The 20001-nt window shown below is 62.2% G+C and carries 12 protein-coding genes; 2 read left to right on the forward strand and 10 right to left on the reverse strand.

Features of this window, described 5'->3' with window-relative positions; translation table 11 throughout:
• Positions 1-208: 208 nt before the first annotated feature.
• The 6 genes from IV500_RS21335 to IV500_RS21340 form a co-directional block, all read right to left on the reverse strand.
• Positions 209-4096, reverse strand: a complete 3888-nt coding sequence (locus tag IV500_RS21335; RefSeq protein WP_230854487.1) for an ATP-binding protein — start codon at positions 4094-4096, stop codon at positions 209-211.
• Between the two features lie 2 nt (positions 4097-4098).
• On the reverse strand, positions 4099-5148 hold the full coding sequence (locus IV500_RS04595; protein WP_230854488.1) for a hypothetical protein: 1050 nt from the start codon (positions 5146-5148) through the stop codon (positions 4099-4101).
• Positions 5149-5169: 21 nt separating this feature from the next.
• A complete protein-coding gene (locus IV500_RS04600) occupies positions 5170-5751 on the reverse strand; it encodes a hypothetical protein (RefSeq protein ID WP_196395648.1) in 582 nt (193 codons plus the stop codon).
• Between the two features lie 165 nt (positions 5752-5916).
• Positions 5917-6429 carry a hypothetical protein gene (locus tag IV500_RS04605; protein WP_196395649.1) on the reverse strand — a complete coding sequence of 171 codons (513 nt, stop codon included), beginning with the start codon at positions 6427-6429 and terminating at the stop codon, positions 5917-5919.
• Between the two features lie 37 nt (positions 6430-6466).
• Positions 6467-8344: a RecB family exonuclease gene (locus tag IV500_RS04610; RefSeq protein ID WP_196395650.1), complete on the reverse strand. Its 1878-nt coding sequence runs from the start codon at positions 8342-8344 to the stop codon at positions 6467-6469.
• A 689-nt stretch (positions 8345-9033) separates the two neighbouring features.
• Complete coding sequence (locus tag IV500_RS21340) at positions 9034-13638, reverse strand: LAGLIDADG family homing endonuclease (protein ID WP_230854489.1); 4605 nt, start codon at positions 13636-13638, stop codon at positions 9034-9036.
• A 164-nt stretch (positions 13639-13802) separates the two neighbouring features.
• Here IV500_RS21340 and IV500_RS04630 point away from each other — a divergent pair, with 164 nt between their 5' ends.
• On the forward strand, positions 13803-14426 hold the full coding sequence (locus tag IV500_RS04630) for a hypothetical protein (protein ID WP_196395651.1): 624 nt from the start codon (positions 13803-13805) through the stop codon (positions 14424-14426).
• Positions 14427-14774: 348 nt separating this feature from the next.
• Here the strand turns inward: IV500_RS04630 and IV500_RS04635 are convergent, their stop codons facing one another.
• The 4 genes from IV500_RS04635 to IV500_RS04650 are packed head-to-tail and all read right to left on the reverse strand — an operon-like array spanning position 14775 to position 19199.
• Positions 14775-15611, reverse strand: coding sequence for a helix-turn-helix domain-containing protein (locus tag IV500_RS04635; protein WP_196395652.1), 837 nt, complete (start codon positions 15609-15611; stop codon positions 14775-14777).
• Positions 15611-16006 (reverse strand): hypothetical protein, encoded by a 396-nt coding sequence (locus IV500_RS04640; RefSeq protein ID WP_196395653.1) that lies wholly within the window; start codon positions 16004-16006, stop codon positions 15611-15613. Before IV500_RS04640 ends, IV500_RS04635 begins: the two co-directional genes overlap by 1 nt.
• Entirely contained in the window at positions 16003-17088 is a 1086-nt protein-coding gene (locus IV500_RS04645; RefSeq protein ID WP_196395654.1) for a hypothetical protein, read from the reverse strand. Before IV500_RS04645 ends, IV500_RS04640 begins: the two co-directional genes overlap by 4 nt.
• Positions 17085-19199 carry a nucleotide-binding protein gene (locus tag IV500_RS04650; RefSeq protein ID WP_196395655.1) on the reverse strand — a complete coding sequence of 705 codons (2115 nt, stop codon included), beginning with the start codon at positions 19197-19199 and terminating at the stop codon, positions 17085-17087. Before IV500_RS04650 ends, IV500_RS04645 begins: the two co-directional genes overlap by 4 nt.
• Before the next feature lie 115 nt (positions 19200-19314).
• Between IV500_RS04650 and IV500_RS04655 the strand changes: the two genes are divergently transcribed.
• Complete coding sequence (locus IV500_RS04655) at positions 19315-19995, forward strand: hypothetical protein (RefSeq protein ID WP_196395656.1); 681 nt, start codon at positions 19315-19317, stop codon at positions 19993-19995.
• The last annotated feature ends 6 nt before the right edge of the window (positions 19996-20001 follow it).

A 20001-nucleotide genomic window follows, 5' to 3' on the forward strand; every position in this document is an offset into this window, starting at 1 on the left:
TAGCAGGACTTTCAGCCCGGCGTCCTGAACGAAGATGAAGTTCCTGCGCAATGGCGGACGCAGCGAGGTTTTCCAGCGTGCTGGTCACCGGTCCCCAGACAACAGCGGAAGTAGTCACCTGGTTGGGTTCATCAGAAGTGTGTACGGCTGCACAGGATGAAAGCGGAAAGCCCCGGCCCCCTTTGACGGAGACCGGGGCTTTCAGGCCTCAGACGAGGACGGCCATCTCTGCTTCCTGCCGGCGGCGGATGTCCTCCGAGTTGGTGGACGCCATGGCCAGGAACGTCGGCGGCAGGACCACCTCGACCGGGACGGCCCGGCCGGTCAGGTCCGCATAAATGCCGATCGCACCCCTGATGACCTTGTCGGTGCGTGGATCCCGCAGAGCCTTCATTGAGTTCCTGTTCGGGGCGATCGATTCGCCTTCACCGACATTGGCCTTCGCCCGGATCCGGCCGATGCGTTCAGCAGTCGGTTCGAGGTTGAAGAGCCGGCAAGCGGCTTCGGCTTCGATGCGGTCCTCAATCGGCAGGATGAAACCACGGGAGATGTACCCGGTCAGCTCGGCTTTGAGTGCATCAGAGACGCGCTGGGTGTAAAGCACCGGGAGCACGCCCTGAGAGCGAGCCAGACGGCCCAGACGTTCAACCTCGGCCTTCCCTGCGCCAAGGAAGACCCACGCCTCATCAAGGTGGATGACCCCGCCGCGGCCGGTCAGGGCCATCGCGGAACCGAACACCATCATGCGGACCAGAGCCAGGCACACGCGCTGCATCAGAGGTGCACCCTCGATGGCGCCGGGTTCTGGAAGGTCCAGGTGGGAGTTGCCGACCTTGATCAGCGTGATGCCGTCGTAAATGTTCAGCGCCTGGGAGTTCGGGTTCATGCCGACACAGCCGCGGAACATCGGGGACGCTTCGGCGAGGTCAAGGATCGGCTGGACCATCCCCTGGGACGCTTTTCCGTGGCCGAGCGCAATCTTCAGTGCCTGGCCGATACAGTTGGCGCCGTTGGCGACTCCGTAGCGCAGCGCCGTGTAGATGGCGACCTCGTACTCGCCTTTCTTGTCGCCCCACGGGTTGATGCCACCGAGCATGGAGGCTGCCAGTTCGACACCCACATCGGGGCTCTTGGCGAAGCGGATCGGGTCGAAGATTCCGTCAGCGTGCTGCAGGTCATCGAGGGAGATGACCTGTCCTCCGGCGGCCAGGACCGTCGGTGAGTGATCGGAACCAGTTTTCGGATCCACGATAACCTGCGGCGAACGATCTGAGCGTGGGGCAGGAATCTTATTCATTTGGGTGGCCAACCAAAGGAGCGCCTGGGTATTTGAAGTCGGGACGTAATCGCCGCAAAGGTAGGTTGCGTCTGCATTGTCGACCTGGATGCAGCGTCCGGGCTCTGATTCGATCTTTTCCATGGAGACGATGTACAGCCAATTGATCTTCTCGCCGTATCGCCCGCGAGTCTTCTCGAGCTTGCGGGGCAGCCGAAAAACCGGAAGTTCGGTGCGAAAGGTCACCCAATGCAACGGAGCTGTCTCTGTGCGCGTAGTCGTCCCGTCCGCATTCGGTTTCGGCCACGTGTTCCGTCGTGTGATGAACGTGGCCTTGATGCCGAGAGACCGGACCAGATCGAGAATCTGCCCCATGAGTCCCTCTCGGTTCATCGCGATGACAATGTCCCCGCCCGGAAGGACTGTACCGTCGGTGTCCATAATGCCCTGAAGCAATGCAAGCCGCTGCTCGAAGGACGCGCGGAGGTAGCCGCTCGGGATGTGCTTGTCGTGGAGCACCCCGGCGTCGCGGAGCTTGGCCGTCAGACCGCGTGTGCCGAGCACATATTCCGGACGTGACAGGCGTGGGGTCGGGTCGAATTCGCGCAGCTGCTCGATCATGTAGGCCTGATCCGTGACGCCGTTGCTGTCCGTGCAGGAGGCAGCCGTACCCGAGGCTATCGTGCCTTCACCTGTAGTTCCGTCACCAAGCCAGGCCCCGAGCACGTACGGGTCAAGGGGCAGGTCCGCTGTCGGCAGTTCCAGTGGCTTGGTGAGCCGGATTGCGAAGCGGGGGTATCCCGCTGCCTTCGTCAGTCCGACCGCCAGCATCTCCCCGGTGCTCATCTTCCGCTCGCCATGCTTGGACGAGTCGCGGTGCGCATGCTGCTGGCTCACGCGGAGGTGGAGTGACTTCAACGCGATTTCGGTACTGTAAATCCGGGTCTTTCCCCCTTTAGACGTACCGTTCCGGTGGCCGGTGCACACATAGTGGAAAGGTGTGTCGACCATGTCCAGCGCTGCCCGAAGTCCCCAGGTGTTGTTCCAAGGATTTTCGGTGACACCGGCGTCAAGGACAGCCATTATCTGGTTCAGGTCGCTCTCGTGTTCCGGCCCGAAATTGGGAAGCAGAGCCTCGAGATCGGAGAGGAATACGCGCGAGCGGTCCCAGTGATTGTCCCGAATAGCCCTCTTTGGTTTGCTGCCACCCTGACGGTCGTAATCCGAGCTGACCATCCACTGATGCTCGAAGTCAGCATCAATGGTCTGCCCATCAGAAAGCGTGATGCGGTACAAATCAGGTGTCTCGTTGATATCCGAAACGAACGTTACCTTCGTCGGCTTGCCGTCGCGGCCAAGCACCTCCTGGCCGAGTTTGAGCTCGCCCATAGTCGTCCATCCTGACGGTGTCGGAATCCTGGTTGGCAACGACAAAAGCTTTCCACTACCCGTCCCACCCGCGACGAGCATCAGCGGAAGACCGTCGGCGGTGGACGCCGCGGTCGGTGAAACGTACGCCGGCTGCCGGTCACGTTCGGTGAAGCCGATCAGCGCACCGGTCTTGTCCCCCACGGTGGAGAGCGACTGGATTCCCGACGCGGCCACGTTCTGGGTCGGCATGTCGTGCAGGTTCGGGTTCGCGGTGACGTAGGAGCAGAGCATCATTTCGGCCAGGGCCTGGCGCTGGCGGAAGTTCATGATCCGCAGGTTCGCCGCCGAACCGGGGCCGGCCTGGGAGATGTCTTCAACTTCACCGTTGAACGCGACCAGCACGGAGCAGTCCACGAGCGTCGGTGAGCCTTCACGGGAGGCATAGACGGATTCCACGTTTTCGAGGGTGCTGACCATCTCCTCCTGTTCAGAGAGTTCCATCTTGTTCTGCTTCATGCGTTCGTTGATGTCGTCAAGGTAGCGTTTGCGCTGGCGGCGCAGCTCAGCACGGGTGATCTTGGCAGGTTCAATGCCGGCGCTGATGGAAATCGCGACGGCACCGTCTTCGACAAGCCCGGCCGCCCAGAGCGCCTCCGTGCTGGTCGGCTGGACGAAATCAAAGTCGAAGCCTTCCAGGGTGGCGATGGTCAGGACCCGGTGGTTGGGGATGACCGGCCACGAGTGGCAGTCTTCACGGCCGGCAGCGTCGGCCATGCGGACCGCTTTGGCGTCCGCGAAAATGTGCAGGTGATCCGAATGCGGCAGATCCACGGTGTCCGGGAAATGTCCTTGGTTCCACCAGGAATTGGCGATGGCAATCTCCTGCGAAGACGGCACCGAGAGACCGCAGCGGGCCATGGCGGCATCGACTTTGGCCAGGTCGTTGTCGAAGTCGCTCAACGGCGTGCCGCCGACGACGAGCGTTTCAGTGAACGACTCGATGGCATGCCGGAGCCCGCCGTTGCCGCCGAGCTTTCCGGTGAGCTTGATCGCCAGCAGCAAGAGCCGCTTCTCCGTGATCTGGTGCGGGAAGGATTCCTTCAAAAACCCGGCGATGGGATGCCCGGTTTCCGGGTTGTACATCTTCTCCATGTTCACCATCAGCATCTTCGTCTGCCGGTAATCCTTGCGGGCCATGGCGCGCCTATTGGAGGTTGTATGCGTCAATGCGGACAACTCGTCGTAGGCAGCCATCAAAGGCGTGAAAACATTGATGCGCTCTTCAATGGACCTGGCGTCCACAACCGGCTCGAGCGGGACTTTGCGGACCAGCCAGAAAGACCCGTCAACGCCGAGCATCCGGCCTCCCGGAAGCAGTGTGCGCATCATGGTGGGGACGGAGACGTCCATCAGGGGTTGTGCTGTGCTGGCTTTGGAGTTGCGTGCCATGTCTACTTTCCTGCTGCCTTGGGGAGGGCCTGGTCGATGGTTCCGGAAGTGATCTTGCGTCCTTCGACGGCGTTCATATACGGCTTCAGGGTTTCGCCGGTACCGGCGCCGCCCCAGGCAACGATCTGCGGAGCCGCAGTGTCTGCCTTATCGATAAGCACGTCGTAGGTGACACGTGACGGGGTCTGGCTGTTGCCCATGTCCTGTCCCTCCCAGGTGACTCCGAAGGAAACGCGTGCAATGACCTGGGACGGCTTGGCATCCTTAGCGGCCTCCGGAGGCAGCGGGCGGGCGGCGACGTCACCGATGGAGACACTCGTAGCGGCCACCTGGACCAGCGGGACATAGGAACGGTTGGCGTTGGTGTCGCCGACGGCGAGGCGCAGCGCATCCGGGTCCCCTGATGTGAAAGCTTTTGCCCAGGCGTTGGCGGCCTGCTCGACGGGGTCCAGTTTGGACGTTGGGACCAGGTCAGGCCACGCCTTCAGGTTCGGCCAGTTCTGCTTGTCGTCCGGTGCCCGAGGAATCAGGGTCGGGTCACCGATAACCTTGGCACCCCGGATCGGTGAATAGGCCACCTGCACCTGAGTGGTGAAGAGCGAACCGGACGGGCTGATCAGTGTCAGGTTGTTCAGCTGCAGCCCCTGAATTTCTTCGACGTCGCCTTTGTCGTTGGTTGTCGTCTTGGGTTCGGCCTGAACATCGGCGCCATCCCAGGACAGGATTCTGCCCCCTGGCATCGGCGAGGGTTGCTTGTTCAGCCAGTCCTGGACCGATTTCATCGCGGCCGCCTTGGTCGGGGAATCCAGCTGGTTGGCCTGAACAGGGGGTACAACGGTTGGTTCGAGGAACTTCGGCAAGAAGGAGATAATGGCCAGCAGCGCCACCGGCAGGAGCACCACGCTGGAGACGACCCAGACCTTGTACAGCTTGATCCGCTTACCGGTCAGCTGCATCGACTCGACGTCGGCGCGAGGCAGCTCCTCGGCATCATGACCCCAAAAGTCGTCTGCCTGCTTATTGGTGGTGCGTTTGGCGTTGCGGGCCATCATCGTCCTTCGTTGAAAAAGTTGTTAGGAGCGCTTGAGCAGTTCGGCCGAAGCGATCAGTTCCAGCCGGTTGTCCCCGGAGAGGTCGTTCACGGCTTTCGCGACAGCTATGCCGGCTTTGACGTCGGAGGCGGGCGGCGTTGGGGTGCCGACGGCCCCGAGGGCATGCAGCAGGGACCAGATCGACTTCAGCCGGGTACGGCCCAACGCGGTAGCGGTGATACCCACGGACCACGGATCGTTTTTGATGGCGTGCTGGATTGTTTCGATATCGCCCAACGGGGAGGTGGAGGCCCGGCCGGCGACCATAATCGAGGTCACCAGTTCGATGACCTCATCGGAGGATCCAAGCTGGGCTGCAGCGAGGGAGCGAACAGTGGGTGAGGCTTCCTGGACTTCGATGGTCTTGCTGGCGACCCGGCGGTACAGTCCACGGGACGGTTTCGCGGACGCCTTTGCTTTGCCTGCACCCGTTCCCGCGTCGTCAGCCTCCAGGTCGCTGCTGAGTTCAGCGTCAATGGCCGCATCAGGGCTCAGGAGGTCCTCGTCGGACGGGCTGAAATCTGACGCCTGGTGGCTGTCAGTTTCGTACGGGGTTGTTGTCACGGTTTTCGTGCTCCTTCAGGCGTGCGGTCCGCGGTGTTTGATGCCGGGGTCCAGCGGGTGCAGATGCGGTCACTTGGGAACATGCGTAGACAATCCGGTGACGGCCGTCCCGACCACACAGCCCCTGCCGCCGTTTAGGGTGACAGGGGCTGTGTGGTCGCTGCGTTAGCGCTTCATCTTTTCCAAAGTGATGCGCTTGCCTTCTTCCGGGTCGAACTCCGGGTCAAGACCCAGGTCCTGGACGTGCTGGAGGATGCGGACCTTCTGGCCGTTTTTGGTCTCCTGCATTTCGATCCAGACGAGCACGCGGTGTCCGGTGAATTCGTTGCGGAGCCGGGACGCGAACGCCTTGGCTTCCTCGGAAGAGTCGGTGCGCTCGGTGCGGGCAACCTCGATGCCGTCCAGGGCGAACTTCGATTCGACCGTCTTGAAGGCGATGAAACCTCGGGTCGAGGAAGCTTCCTTCTGGACACCCAGGATGGTGCCGGTGAAGTTTTTGCAGTCGGCGAGCATCGCAATGGAGCGGGCGACGTCGGAGTTGTCGTTGAGCATCAGGGCCAGCGACTTGGCGTTGGTCTTGAGCTTGGCTTCCCAGTCGGACTGGTTGTCGCCGACGGGGCCGGTCATTGCGACGGCGCCGAGGATGATGTCATTGCGTTCTTTGGCGTCAAGGGCCATGGGGTCCTGCTTTCAGTGGTGGTGCGGGAAGGTGTGGTTAGGCGAAAACGTCGGCGTCTGTGGCGAAGCTGTCCGGAAGGAAGTCCAGGTCATCGGCCAGGGCGGAAGTCTTGGTGGCCGTTTTACGGACGACACGACGGGGCTCCGCTGCGGGAGTTTCCACCGGGGTCTCGGCAGGCTCTGCCGGGGCTTCTGCGGGTTCTTCGGCCACGGGGACCGGTTCCGCCTTCTCAGCAGCCTTAGGGGCAGCCTTGGCAGCCTCCTTGGGCGCCGGTGCTGCGGCAGCCACAGCGACAGGGGCGGAGCCAGGAGTGACGTTGGCGAGGGCTTCCCACGGGGCGTCGGGGCGTTCCTCGCTGAACAAGTGCAAAGCGACGGCCGTGATGGACTTGCAGCGGCGGATCGCACCGGCAACCCAGGCGTCCCATGCTGCGGCATCTTCACCGAACGGCATCGGCAACGTAGCCAGGACTGTGCGGATAGCGCCGCGCATCCGGGAGTTGGCACCGTCGGAGGCGGAAGTGGAGCCGGTCCAATGCTCTTGGGCTTCAGCGATTATGTGCTGGAACGTGGAGGCGAGGGCCTTGACGTTTGTACCGCTGATGGGCAGCCCTGCGCGGTGGAGTGCCTCGACGGCGAGTTCTGCCGTGCCGAACAGGCCGATGGCTGCGTACGAGATCGGGTTCAGTTCACCTTCGACGGTGTACGGCTCCCAGGGCTTGCCTTCGGTGATCTTTCTCGTCATTGCGTAGTCCTTGTCACTTGAAACGATCGGGTTCTCCCCGCTGCCATACATGTGTGCGGCAAGCTCTGAAGCCCTCTCCACTTCCGCCATCTCCTCATCCGGGATGCCGTAGCTGAACGGATCGGGCATGTAGAACGCCACGTCCTGGCCGTGGTGCGCCACAATGGTGTCCTCGGTGGAGGCCATCGGGGCAACGGATGCCCCAGGACGCAGGGCAGGAATGCCCAAGTGGGTTGCGGAGTGCATCTGGTCGGCGACCTTCTCAGAAACCGACTTGCCTTCCTCTTTTGCGACCGGGCACGCGTTGATCAGCGGGCACCAGCCGCACAAGGCCGAGACCTTGGTGGGGAACTCGCGGGTTTCCATGTAGCGGTTGTGACGCTTCCAGGAAAGCTCGAACGTCTTCAGTGTCTTGGACATCGCACCCTGGCTCAGGTCCACGTCCCGGGCCTCACCGAACTTCGTGTACAGCACTGTGGCGCCGACCGGCATCTCCCCGGTCTTTTCTTTCAAGGCTGCCGCGTAGACGCGCAGCTGGTCCCCGTGGTCGTCGCCGTAGCGCAGGTGGAACTTAGTCGGTACTTTTCCCGTTTTGTAGTCCTCTGCCACAAGGCCCTCTTTGCCTCGCTTGTTGACACCGTAGCGGACCCGGTCGATGAAACCGTTGGTCGGGACGCCGTTGATAGTGAGCCCGTCGATCTGCAGTTCACGGGCGTAGACCTCGATGGTCTTCGGGTCCTCAATGACGAACAATCCCTCGTAAGCGGTTTTGACGTCTTCGATCCAGCGCCGGCGGTTGATGCGGGTGAGCGCCCGTGCGCCGTCCGGCTCGGCCTCCGCGTCCGGCCACATGACGTCAGCGTCCCGGATCGTCAAAGCCTCTGCCAGACGCAGCGTGCGTTCATTGCGTTCGTAGACTTCTTCGTCGAACAGGTCCTCCATGATGGAGTGGGCGCTGGTCCCGAGCGGGGCGGGAGCGAACGGGTCTTCGATCTCGTTGCGCAGCAGACGCTCCCCCACCCAGCGTGCGGCGCACGACTGCATGGATTTGGAGGTGGACGCCGAGAGTGCCTTGCGGCGGATCTTGCTGATGACGGCGGCATCGGTGACGACGAGTTTCTTACCGTCCCAGGCGAGCTTGTCGCGGAGCAGTGGCGTGGTCTGGTTCATAAAATTTCTATGCACCAACCCGTGCCACGGGTGTCGTCTTTCGACATCAAAGCGGGGCCGCCGGCGCAAATTCTCGCCCTACCGGCCGTTCCCACCAAACGACCGTCACCCTACCACTTGGTCGAGTGGGAAAATCCCCGGAACGGCGGGGAATATAGGGCCCCTACTACTACTACTCTACTTAAACGACCTTAAGAGATATATATATATAAGGGGCCCCTTGCTCTCTGCCCTTCAGCCCCTCCCCCTTATAGAGAGAGTACTTTTCTCTCCATATATATGTCCCTCCCCAGGTAGGTTTGGTCGAGTGAGGGTCCGGCACCCGGCAAAATCCGCGCCAGCACTAGGATGCAGGCCTGTTGTGTTGTGCGAGTGAGGTCCGTTTCACCCGTGATCGGACCGTTTTGGCGGTGGAGTGGCTTCAAAGGTGAGAGACCACAGATTTGGTTTCATGTGATAACCTGAGGAACGATACCGACCCCTAGAGACGAGGGTTATCACATGGCTCCCAAATATGGGGCCATTTTGCGTTTAAGGGTCTTTCTGTTGCGGCTTCGGCCCATTGCCGAAATGTCCGTGCGTAGCCAGTTGTCGCTTACAAAACCCTCATATCGAGCGTTTACCGTTCACGGACATACAGAAAGCCCCGCCGTAATGACAGGGCTTTCTGTATGCGTCCAGCCGGGCGGCTAGTCCTCGGTGCTCGCCTCAGGCAGATCCTCGAGGGACAGACCGCCGTCCAGGAGTCTGCTGACCTCAACCGGGACACCGGTGATCCTGCTTTTACGCCAAGTCACCAGGGGCGTCCCACGGTTGTTTTTGATCCGCGTAATGTACGGCGGCTGCAGGTTCTCATCCCACACACTGGACCATGCCGCCGTCGGTCCCTGACCGAACTGGATCAGAGACGGGTAGGCTTTCTGGGCTGCGCTGAAGGCGGTGTCCGAGGAGAACAACACCACCTTGTGGTACTCCTGCGTGGACTTGTTTTGGACGGTCACGACAGTGCCGATGTTCTTCCCGGAGGGGCGCAGGCCGCCGTCTCCGCCGCCGCTGACAACCCATCCGAGCCGGCTGTTGACCATCGCCTCGGACTGCTCGGTGCCTTCGATCGGAGGGCGCGACGGGTCATCACCGGAGATCACGTGCGCGTCCCCAGAGGCCAACAGGGCAGCCAAGGCCTTGACCAGCGAGATACCCGGAGCTGCCTGCTGGTTCTCTGCATGGGCGTTGGTGACCAGCTGAATGACGGCCATCGACATGGCTCCGTCGACGGCGAACTGTTCGATGAACTCGTCATCCATGTCCAGTTCGCGGGCCAGGTTTTCCAGGATGAAAAAGGTAAGCATGACGTCGGCGGCCAGGGTGGAGGTGCGCTCCAGGGATCCTGACGCAGCCCCCATCTCCTTCATGAGCCCGCTGATCTGGTCCTTCAGCTGGGTACGGGCATCCTCCATGGCGGACACATACGCAGCCCAGCCACCCGGGTGGGTCGTGGCGGCGTAGCGGACGTATTTGATCAGCTGGGACGTGAACCGGGCTGGGGTTCCGGCACGGCTGGCGAGCTCGTTCAGAGCGTCCGTGGGGGTGCGCTTCTCGTTCAGCTTGCCTTTACCCACGTACAGCGGAATGAGCCGCTCCTTGGCGGAAGGAGTGCTGAGCTCGTTCTCACCGGTCATGATCAACTGGGTCATCGGCTTGTTAGACTTTTTCACTGTCATGTCAGCGTTCATGCGCAGCTTCGTGGCGTTGTTGAAGATGGCGCGGGTGATGTCTGCCAGCTTCGCATCCTCCTGCTCGGCCTGCCGGCGGACCGCGGACGGCGCCAGATCGTCAATCACCCAGATGGGGGTACGCGCTACGGCGTTCTCCATGGCCGCGGCCGTGTCCTTCGCCGAGCCGGGCAGTTCCTCGTGCCAGTCTCCGCGGCGCCGTGCCCAGAACCGCATCATGCATTCGGCAGTCCACGAGTTGTGGGACAGCACGAAGTCGTCCTGGGCGAACATTCCGGTCGGGTGCTGAACGGTCAGGCAACGCACCTGTCGGGTGCCGACCAGCCTGGCATCCTCAATGAACAGCCACGGTTCCAGCTGGGCTTTCGGCAGGCGGGCAGCCTTGCGGTCCAGGCGGAACACCGGCTCCGTCGTGGTGAACTGGATGCGGTACCGTGTGCCGACAACCCGGCGGATACTGAAGCCTTCGCGTACCGGGTCGGGCTCGGTGATTACGTTGTCACTGTCGGACATGCGGGCGCGGATCCCGAAGGAATGCACGAGTTCCAGGGCGTCCGCGGCGAGCCGTTCGTTGGTGAACGTCAGCTCACACTGGCCTTGGGTGCTGACAGTCCCGTCGGTATCCATGAGCCCCTGCAGCAGGGCCAGGCGCTGGGCGCGGGAGCCGCGCAGGTAACGGGCCGGGATGTGCTTGTTGTCCAGGACGTCCAGGTCGCGGAGGTCCGTCATGAGCCCGCGGATGTACCGGGTGTGGTCGGCGTTGCAGTCGGTGACATCGTAACCGTCGGCGCGGATCCAGTCGATGATTTCCTGGTCCGGGTTGGTTAACGCGCCCTCGCGGGACGTCCTGTCGCCGAGCCAGGCCCCGAGCGTATAGGCAGGCACGGGCAGAGTCGCGTCCGGGCCGTCTGCGGGCTCGATCGTGCGGATACCGAACCGCTGGCCGGTGAAACCTGCAGCGATCTCCTCGGCCGTGATGGTGGCTTCCAGCGGCATGGGTGCCGGTCGTGCGGATTCGATGTGGTCGGCCAGGGCCGTCAGCGTCTCGGCGATCGGGTACAGCCTTGCTTTGGAGACGCGGGCGGTGTCGAACCGGCCTGGTGTGAGGTGGCCGCCGTTGAAGACTTCCTGCTGGACGGCGGCCAGTTCGCCAAGGGTTGCTGCGCGGCCCTGCACAAAGTCGGCCAGCTCGCCGAGCGGCAGATCAATAACGGCTGCCCCTGCTGCCGCACCGGCCGGAACCAGGACGTCCTGGCGCTGGATCCCGTAAGCCTTGACCGCGGCATTGACCTGCTCGCGGCTGAAACCTGTGGCGGCTGCCAGATCCACCAGGGTGGCTGCGTGGCCGGAGGCCAGGGTGGCGGCGAAGCCGCGCAGGCGTTCGGCCTGACCCATCCGGATGTGATGACCGTTGGGCTTCTTGACCGAGGATGCCCGTGCTGCGCGGGAAGACGCCGTGGAGACCTTCCACAAGTGCTTGGCGCTGGAGCGGACCGTGCGGCCGTCGGAGAGGTCGAACTCGTAGACGTCGTCAGCGAAATCATCCGAGAAGGACCGGATCGCTGTTTCCGTGCCGTCAGCGGAGTACACAATATCCCCGATTTCCAGCTCGGAGTTCAGCGCCCAGCCGGACGGGAACTTGGCGCTCACCGGAACGGGCACCTTCGCGTCCTTTTCGATGGCCTTGCCCTTGCCCTTGGGTCCCCATACATAAATTGTCGCTTTAGGCCTGATCGGGATGGCCGGACGCAGGGCACCGGCCAGGACGACGGCCGCCGTGGACAAATCCGTCCACGCGTTGGAGTGGACGTAGGCGCCCATGATGGTGCGGAAGTTGTTCCGGACCTCTTCGCGGTAGTCATCGTCATCGTAGTCACCGGAAATGTTCTCCCCGACACCATATTTCTGGATGACGTCGATTTCGCGGGCGCTGATGCCGGGCAGGACGTTGGCGTTGGACTCGACGTCGCCGACGATCTGGTCGCCGATGAGGAACACCGGATCACCGTCCTGGACGGGCACCCAGCCCATCTGCATCCAGCGGGTCTTGAACGCAACCTCCTCGGGCCTGTTGGACTTGATGGCAGAGAGCCACTTTTCACCCGTGGCTCCGCGCGGCGGCCATTCCGGGTGCATGAGGAGGGTGGCCGGCAGTGTGGCTTTTTGCCGGATCCACTCCTCGGGCCGATAGGCGAGGATGGTTTCAGGGCCCGTGATGGTGGCTTTCTGGTCCCGCCCGTTGAGGTTGAAGGAGACCTCGATTTCGACCTGGGCGTCATCGACGTCCTCGGCCTTGACGTCCGGGTTGAAGATGCCGGTCTTGAGCTCCTGGTCGGTCGGTTGCCGGCGCTTTTCCAGCGCTACGATGCGGCCACCGATGTCGACGCGCTTCTCCCACCGGTATTCCCCGATGGTGCCCCCGGCGCCGGAGTTAATGGCGACACACTCTTCCACGAACTGGCCGGTGTCCCCGACCCTCCAGTTCCCTGCCTTGTCTTCGGCGTTCTTAGCGGGCGCGTCCGGCATGACGTCATCGAGTTGGTTGATCAATGCGGCCCAGTTACCGGTCTTGGCCAGGAAGTCATCGACGCCGGCCTTGCTCGTTGACCCGTCATCACCGGAGGTGACTTCCGGGTTCAGGTACAGGACCTCAGCCATCTTGGACTTGTCCAGCAGCTGAGTGGAGAGCTTGTTCGCGGCGGCGTGCACGGCCGGGTTGATTGCGATGTCGGCGTCGAAGGCGATCCAGCCGATCCTGTCTTTGAGGGAAATTTCACGCCAGTCGACGGCGTTCCCGGAGGCGTTGTAGACCCCGCCGATGGAGACGATGAGGATGCGCTCCTCGACTGGGACCCGTTCGAGCAGTTCTCGCAGCTTCTCGACCGGGTTGTCTACCCCTTCGGAGCGGAGATCGGCGTAGCTGATCCCGTTGTGGACCAGGTACGCGGACAGCGCGGAGTCGCCTTTGAGCATCCCTTCAGCGAACATGACCACCGGGGCTGTGTCGATCCAGCCGGTCGGGATGGCCGGGTGAACGTCAAGGGGTGTTCCGATATTGGAGACGAACTCGTACTTCAGCGGCTTGCCGGCGTCGTTGTTTTCGGGGAACTCGGGCCGGACCTGGTAGGTGTGTGGGACCGGCTTCTCCCCTTCACGGACCGCTTTCATGATGCCGGCCAGCGAGTACCACGGCATGAGCATACCGTCTTTGCCGGGAGCTGAAAGGGTCCGCTTGAACCGCTTGCCCTGGCCGGAGTTACCGACGACCTGCATTTTGCGGGACATCTGGTCGTAGTTGGTCTTGTCGATCCGGGCGTACCCGCGGGCTGCGGCGACCAGCGGGGCGACACCGGAGTCGGCGAGTTTGTAGGCGCCCGATCCGGTGATGCTGGAGCTGTAGTGTTCAGGTTTCCACGGGGGTAGCCCGGTGAAGTCGGGGTCGAGCACGTTCAGGTCGTTGAGGGAGTTGATTGCGGCAGCAGCGATACTCACGGGGGTCGCCGTGGTCTGCTCTTCTTGTGTGCCAGAATCCTGGGCAGTCTGGTCTGTAATTTCTTCCATGGTGAATCCCTATGCGGACCGATAAGGCACGGGCGTCACTTTTTGGCGGTTCGGGTACCTCAGGGAAACGGCGGGACATAGGGTACGGGCCAAAGCGTCCGCATGATTGCCACCGCGCATTCCCGGGTGTAACTTGAAATCCCCGGCCCAGACGGGGCCACACCATGATCTACGAAGAACGACTTTTTCAGATATTGATGCTGTGGATAGGCATAGTCGTCGCATTCTTCGGGCTTCTTCTGGTTTTCCGGATTGTGGGGCTGGCGCGGGTACGGAAAAATTTCAGCAAGGCAGACATGGATAAACTCCGTGAAGAACTCGTGGACTACATGTCTGCCAAGAGTAGAAACCGCCGTCAGCTGTTACCGCTCAAACCTTTCTGGAAGGGCCGGCACCTCACCCGGACTGCGCGGTGGGTTGTGGTACGGCCGCTGCTGCGCGAAGGCATCTTATGGGAAGAAGCTCCCGTACCCACCAGCAAAGCCAGCCAGGACAACACCGACGTGATCGTGCAGGTGTCAACATCGCGTGCGGAAATTTTTATGAGGTGGTGGGTGCCTAGGCCTCCACCGAAGGTCTACCTCAGTGACCTGGACTGGGAAGCAATGAAGCACGGGCACCTTTCGGCCCGAAAACTTTTGGAGGATCGTAACGTGATTATTGTCGGGCATGGTACCCATTTAGGCGACGATATCCACTATGACGCGAGCACGCATACAACAACGGTCGGCAGGGACTATAACCACGTAGAAACCAGCGGCGGATCACGAGCGGACGTCCACATGTAAACCGGCTCCACCAAAACAGAAGACCTGGAAGCCCTGATCGCCACGTTCAGACAGGAACTGGCGGCACTTACCGATAAAGACGACAAGGCTTACGGCCGCAGCCTGGCAGCCAAACTGGAGGAGAAATCCGCAGAACCTTCACCGGACAGGGCTGCTCTCACCGGGATCCTGCAGAAAATGGCCGGGTTTGTAACACCTCTGGCGACAACCCTGGCCGAAACACACAGAATACTGGAAACGTTCTGGCCCACTAAGCCGTCCTGAAAGCGGTCAGGCGCGACACCGGATTCCTGGTAGACAATAAGTGAGCTCAGGTCTTGTTGCCCGCCTGGCAGCAAACATTCTGGTCTACAGGTCGTCCTCGGAAATCGCGAACTCCTCCTGAGCGACCAGGACAGCATATTCCTTGATTTTGCGGACGTAGGCACGCGCCGTGGACCGGCTGACATCGAGGGCGTCGGCGATCTCATCGACCGTCGCAATCCGTGGTTCATGGTTGTCGCTGTACAGGCCAGACAGCCACAGCTCAGCGGCCTTCCCCAGCCGCTCGTTGTAGGCGCTGGTACGTTCCACGATCAGCTGGACGAACCGCGGACCCTCCACCGGGTGCAGCACGAAATCAGTGTCGATGGGCTCGGAGTAGTCGTGGTCGTCGATGTCATCCTGGACCCGGCTGACCCGGAGGTCCTCCACGGTCGCGATAACCCCTTGTTTAACAGGGTTGGATCGCTTCTCCCACATCTTGGCGTTGTGGGAGTCAACGATTTCCTGGCCGGACGGTTCCCTGCCCATTTCCCGGCGGATTTCGTCCCGGGTTGCGTCAAGGACTCTCTTGCGCCGTAGCGCGGAGGTCATCTCCGCCATCGGCGCGCCTTCCTTGTCAATGAAGTCCCTGACCGCGGAGCGGGCCTGGACGCGCAGCATCCCTTCCCAGTTTTCAATCCGGTCCAGCAGCTCGCCGTCGGCAAGTTCCTCGGTCAGCATTTTCAGGGCCGTCATGGACACGATGGAGGCGAAGTCTTCCACGTGCTGGTCCGGTGCATGGCCGAAGCGGCGGCACAAACCCCACGCGACCTGCTTGAACAAGCCCATCCTGGCGCGCATGAACTCGTGGATGAGGTTGTCCCGGGTCCGGCCGGTGGCGCCCGCGATGGAGCGAATGGCGTCATGGGTGTTTTCGGACATCACTGCTCCTTCTTTGCGTGCGGGAACCCCGGTGCGGAGAGTTCTTTTCGGGGGTCGATTGCATCCAGCCAAGCGGCAAATCGACGACCGCCGGCGCGTGGATCCAGGAGCCAGCCTATGGTCACTTGCCTACGGTCAATACTAGCGTCTGCGACTGACAAAACCTTGTCAATAATGGCGTACGCGCGGGTCCTTCCCCACCCGGGCTGGGCAAGCAGAAGCTGACGCAGTGTCAGCTTCAGTAGGGGGCGTGCCTGAGTGCCGGCCGCGTCCGTCAGAACGTCACCGGGAGTGACCATTCCCTCGTGGACCAGCATCAGCCATTGTGCCCGGTAGGTGTCGGCACCACGGCGTGCCTCGTTCGCAGTTTCCAGGGTCGGTGCAGCAGACATCATGCAGCCTGACTCCCTTCGAAGATCGTGCTGCCGGTGAAGTTGTCAGGTATGAGCAGTGTGCTGCGTGCTGAGGCAGACGGGCTCACTGATAGGGCTGCCCGTGCCCGTGGAAGGGATAGCCGGTCCTTGGGATACACCTCACGGTAGGCCTCAACAATGTCGGCGATCTCCGCACGCGGGTGCCGGCGGGCGATCTCCCGAATTTTGGGTCCGATGTGAGGATCGCCAAGGCGGCGGCGGATCTGCGTTTCGGCGTCACGGCGCATGTGCTTGGTCATGTATTTCAGCGGATCCACTTTCAGGAAGCAGTCCTCCTCCAGGCACAGCTCGATGAGCCGGAACATGGCCGAAAGCTTGCCTTTCTCCCGCTCCCCTGCTTCTTCATCTTTGAGCTCGCCGTACATCATGGCGTCCACAATCTGTTCCAGACCGAGCTCATCGAGCATCGGCTCGACAATACCGGTGCTGAGCCCGATCTCGTAGCAGACGAAAGAGTGGGCCTGGAAGACGGTGCTGCGCAGTTTTGGCTCCAAGTCAGTGAGAACCTCCCAGTGCGCGGCTTCACCGGCTTTGACCAGCGCTTTCAGGTGCGCGATATTCCGGGCCGTGATACCTGAACCGACGAACACCGGCTCCGCCAGGGATGGCAGGGTGGTGACAGCAGTGACCGGCGCTTCGCCCAGACGGCGGACCAGCTTGGACTGTCCCGCTGTCGCGTGACCCATACCGCGGACCCGGTAGCTGACCGGAACGGTTTCCTCTGTGATGAGAACGACCGTAGGGGTGTCCCAGCCGTTACGGACCGGCATGAGCATCCGTTCGCCCGTGCCGTGCGCTTTGTCTTTCCGGCCCACATCAATGAGCGGGTGCTCCCAGCTCCAGATCGGGAGTGTGACGATGCCGGCCCGTTCAGGCAGGTCACCGGCTTTAAGGATGGCTTTGGCGGCCAGCCCGTGCATGATCCGCTCCAGGCGTGCACATAACACCTCCAGGGAAGGGTGCTTGCGGTTGCACCCTTCAACCGACCTGGCCGCGTCCACCACGAGGGCGACAGCCGTTTCAGAGGCAAGGTTCAGGCTCATGCTGCCTTCCTCCCCATCAGCCAGGCGAACATGCCCTGCTTCTTGGCTGCTTCGGGCTTGTATTCGGCTGCGGCACGGAACGCCTCGTTGCCGGTGATGCGCAGCAGCGCCTTGGACATGACGGCACGCATCTGGGGATTGTTGGAGTTGATCCGGCCGGCGTTCATGTCGTGTTTGACGTTGATGTCCGCTTCAACTGCGCCCAGGAAGGTGCCGAGGTTGCGGAAGTAGCTGACGGCTTTAGCGGCCATCTCCATCTGCTCCGGGTGGACCTGGTTGATGAGGACCATCAGGCGGGCGGTGGGGACGCCTTCGTTGATGAATTTGCGCAGGCGGTTATTCAGGTTGTTGACCCCGACGGTGGACATGTCGGCGACACCGATACCCCATGCATCATGGACCAAAGCCGGGAGCAGGAGCGTGTTCACGACCCCTGTCCGGTCAGTGGATTCCACGATCTGGGTATCCATGATGACCAGGTCTGCGTTCCGGCGGGCGAAGTGGATGACGTCGCGGTAGAGGGCGTCGGTGACAACGGACGGATCGTTGATGTCATCGGGCGGGGCGCCGATGAACGCGAACTTGATTTCGCCGAGGTTTTCTTCCCGGTTGGCGTTGATGGTCGCCGGGGTGAGGATGGCATCTTTGATGCGGCCGATCGCTGCGTCGTAAATGGTGGGCAGGTTGGTGCGGTTCAGGCGAAGGTAGGTCCGCAGATCGCCTTGGCCGGAGTTGCCGTCAATGAGGACGACGCGCAGGCCCGCTTCGGCGGCGACGCAGGCCAGCTGCAGTGAGGCCGTCGATTTACCCACGCCACCCTTGCCGGAGTAGTCAATGACGAACGCGCCCAGGCCTGCAGAAGAACGGCCGGTGCCGATCAGCTTGGAAGCTTCGAAGTCATCGAAGATGCCGGTGGAGTCCGCGGCCGGGGTAACAGGAGCTTGGACGCCGTACCAGGCCGGAGTGCCGGCCGGGGCCTGCACAAACGCCTGCTGGGCCTGCGGTGCACCGGGGCCGAAGAAGTTCTCCGCCGGCACCGGCTGGGCAACCTGAACAGGGACGACAGGAAGTTCCGGTGTGTCCCAGTCCCCGTATTCCTCTACCGGCGCTGACATCACCGGCGCTGACATCACCGGCGCTGACATCACCGGCGGCTGATACTGGGGTGCGTCCCATTCGTTGACGATCTGCGGGGCGGCCAGGAGAACCGGAGCTGCAGCCGGGGCCGGGGCCGCCATGGCCTGCTGCTGCTGCAGCTGCTGAGCAGCGCGGGCGGCCCGTCGTGAACCTGGCTGCTCCGGGAGCTGGAGGACCGCGGCTACCGCAGGGGTGTCCCACTCATCCTGGACCGGTGCCGGTGCCGCCACGGCATCGACTGTCGGAGCAGGTGCCAGGAGGGAGACCGGGGCGAGGACAGGTGCAGATTCAAAGGAGACCGGCGTCACCACGACGGGGGTGTCCCAGTCATCTTGAGCCGGGGCGGGTGCCGGTGCCACAGCGGGCACGGCCTGCACTGCAACAGGCGCCGGGGATTCCCAATCGTCAAACGCCGGGGCGGCAGGTGGCACCGGAGCAGTTTCCGCGAACGGGTCTTCCTCAACCGGAGATGGTACTGCTGTGGGAGCGGTAATGATCTCCGCAGCGCGCAGGGCCGGCTCGTCGTCAAAGAAATCGAAGTCTGGAAGTTCGATGCCGACCGGTTCGGTCATTTCGGCAACAGGCGGGAAGATCCGCGAGCCCTCCGGCCCGTCCAGCGGGGCCAGCCCGACGGAGGCCAGGATGGCGTTGACGGTGGTCGGCAGGTGGATCTCAGCGACGGTGTCGGCGAAAGCGACCGGGTCCCCGTCTCCGCGCACCACGGCGACCTTCACGGGTGTTTTGGTCTGGAGGTGGCCGACCCAGGCACGCAGGCCTGGCGCCTGGACGTCGGCGACCACGATGGGGAACGCGCCGGCGGTTTTTGATTCGGCAATAATGGAGGTGGCGGCAGCTCTGAAGTCTGGACCGGTCACCACTTGCAAGCCGCACTGCGTCAATGTTTCGGCGAGGGCCGGCAGCTCAATCAACCCGATGCGGCCACGGGTGATTGCTGCGCTGTCTGATGTGTTCACAAACAGCTCTATGCGTCAACTCTGCCGACGGGGCATCTATGTGGACTAAGGTTCCTTACTCCAAGTACATTTGACTATCGTGCGCAACAAGATGTTCGAGCCTCCAGGGAATAATATGAGCCAGCTAGACAGTGGGTGGGTGACCCGATGGCTGGTTGCGCTCTGTGAACCCCTGATTGAGACCGACGCGCGTGTCCAGATTGAAGAGCAGATGGTTGACCTCGTCACCTCTCATCCTCACTGGTTTGCTGCCTGGCTCTCGGGTTACCTGTCGGACATCGTCCGTTCCCTGGATGCTGAGGACCCGTGGCGGAACCTGTCCGTCGTCGACGGCCGGACGGTCCATCCGGACAAGAGCCCGTTCGGAACCTGGGTTGATGCCAGTGACATCGTCCATGTCTCTATAGCGGACATCCGTGCCGATCTCGGTTTGGCCGCGCTCCAGAATCCGGTCGGTGAGACTGCCGCCCAGCTCCTGGCTGTGGCCGCTAAAGGGTGGGACACCACCTTGACCTGGTGCGAGACAAATTTGGTCACCTCGGCGACGCTCTCCCCATCAGAGGGTGCAGCTTTTTTCAAGACCGCCGCGTCGGCGCTGCGCTGGGCTATCCACCGCCGCCGGCTCTTCTATGGTCTCGAAGACCCTTTCGTGCACGTTTCCGGTTTCGCCTGGATCCAGCGCGCCGACAAAATGACCAGCGGGGAGCCGTGGGATGAAGCCCGCGCAGCCCGGCACCTCGAAGCGAACAGGGTCCAGCCGGGAACGTACCGGCAGTTCAATCCGTCCGTGGAGTAAGTTACC

Origin of the sequence: Arthrobacter terrae, from assembly GCF_015708085.1 — a bacterium.
In the GTDB taxonomy this organism is placed as follows: Bacteria; Actinomycetota; Actinomycetes; order Actinomycetales; family Micrococcaceae; genus Arthrobacter_M; species Arthrobacter_M terrae.

Bases quoted from the DNA above. Each gene is read 5' to 3' on its own strand.
- IV500_RS21335 (WP_230854487.1), bottom strand. From the start codon at position 4,096: ATGGCACGCAACTCCAAAGCCAGCACAGCACAACCCCTGATGGACGTC.
- IV500_RS04595 (WP_230854488.1), bottom strand. From the start codon at position 5,148: ATGATGGCCCGCAACGCCAAACGCACCACCAATAAGCAGGCAGACGAC.
- IV500_RS04605 (WP_196395649.1), bottom strand. From the start codon at position 6,429: ATGGCCCTTGACGCCAAAGAACGCAATGACATCATCCTCGGCGCCGTC.
- IV500_RS04610 (WP_196395650.1), bottom strand. From the start codon at position 8,344: ATGAACCAGACCACGCCACTGCTCCGCGACAAGCTCGCCTGGGACGGT.
- IV500_RS21340 (WP_230854489.1), bottom strand. From the start codon at position 13,638: ATGGAAGAAATTACAGACCAGACTGCCCAGGATTCTGGCACACAAGAA.
- IV500_RS04630 (WP_196395651.1), top strand. From the start codon at position 13,803: ATGATCTACGAAGAACGACTTTTTCAGATATTGATGCTGTGGATAGGC.
- IV500_RS04635 (WP_196395652.1), bottom strand. From the start codon at position 15,611: ATGTCCGAAAACACCCATGACGCCATTCGCTCCATCGCGGGCGCCACC.
- IV500_RS04640 (WP_196395653.1), bottom strand. From the start codon at position 16,006: ATGATGTCTGCTGCACCGACCCTGGAAACTGCGAACGAGGCACGCCGT.
- IV500_RS04645 (WP_196395654.1), bottom strand. From the start codon at position 17,088: ATGAGCCTGAACCTTGCCTCTGAAACGGCTGTCGCCCTCGTGGTGGAC.
- IV500_RS04655 (WP_196395656.1), top strand. From the start codon at position 19,315: ATGAGCCAGCTAGACAGTGGGTGGGTGACCCGATGGCTGGTTGCGCTC.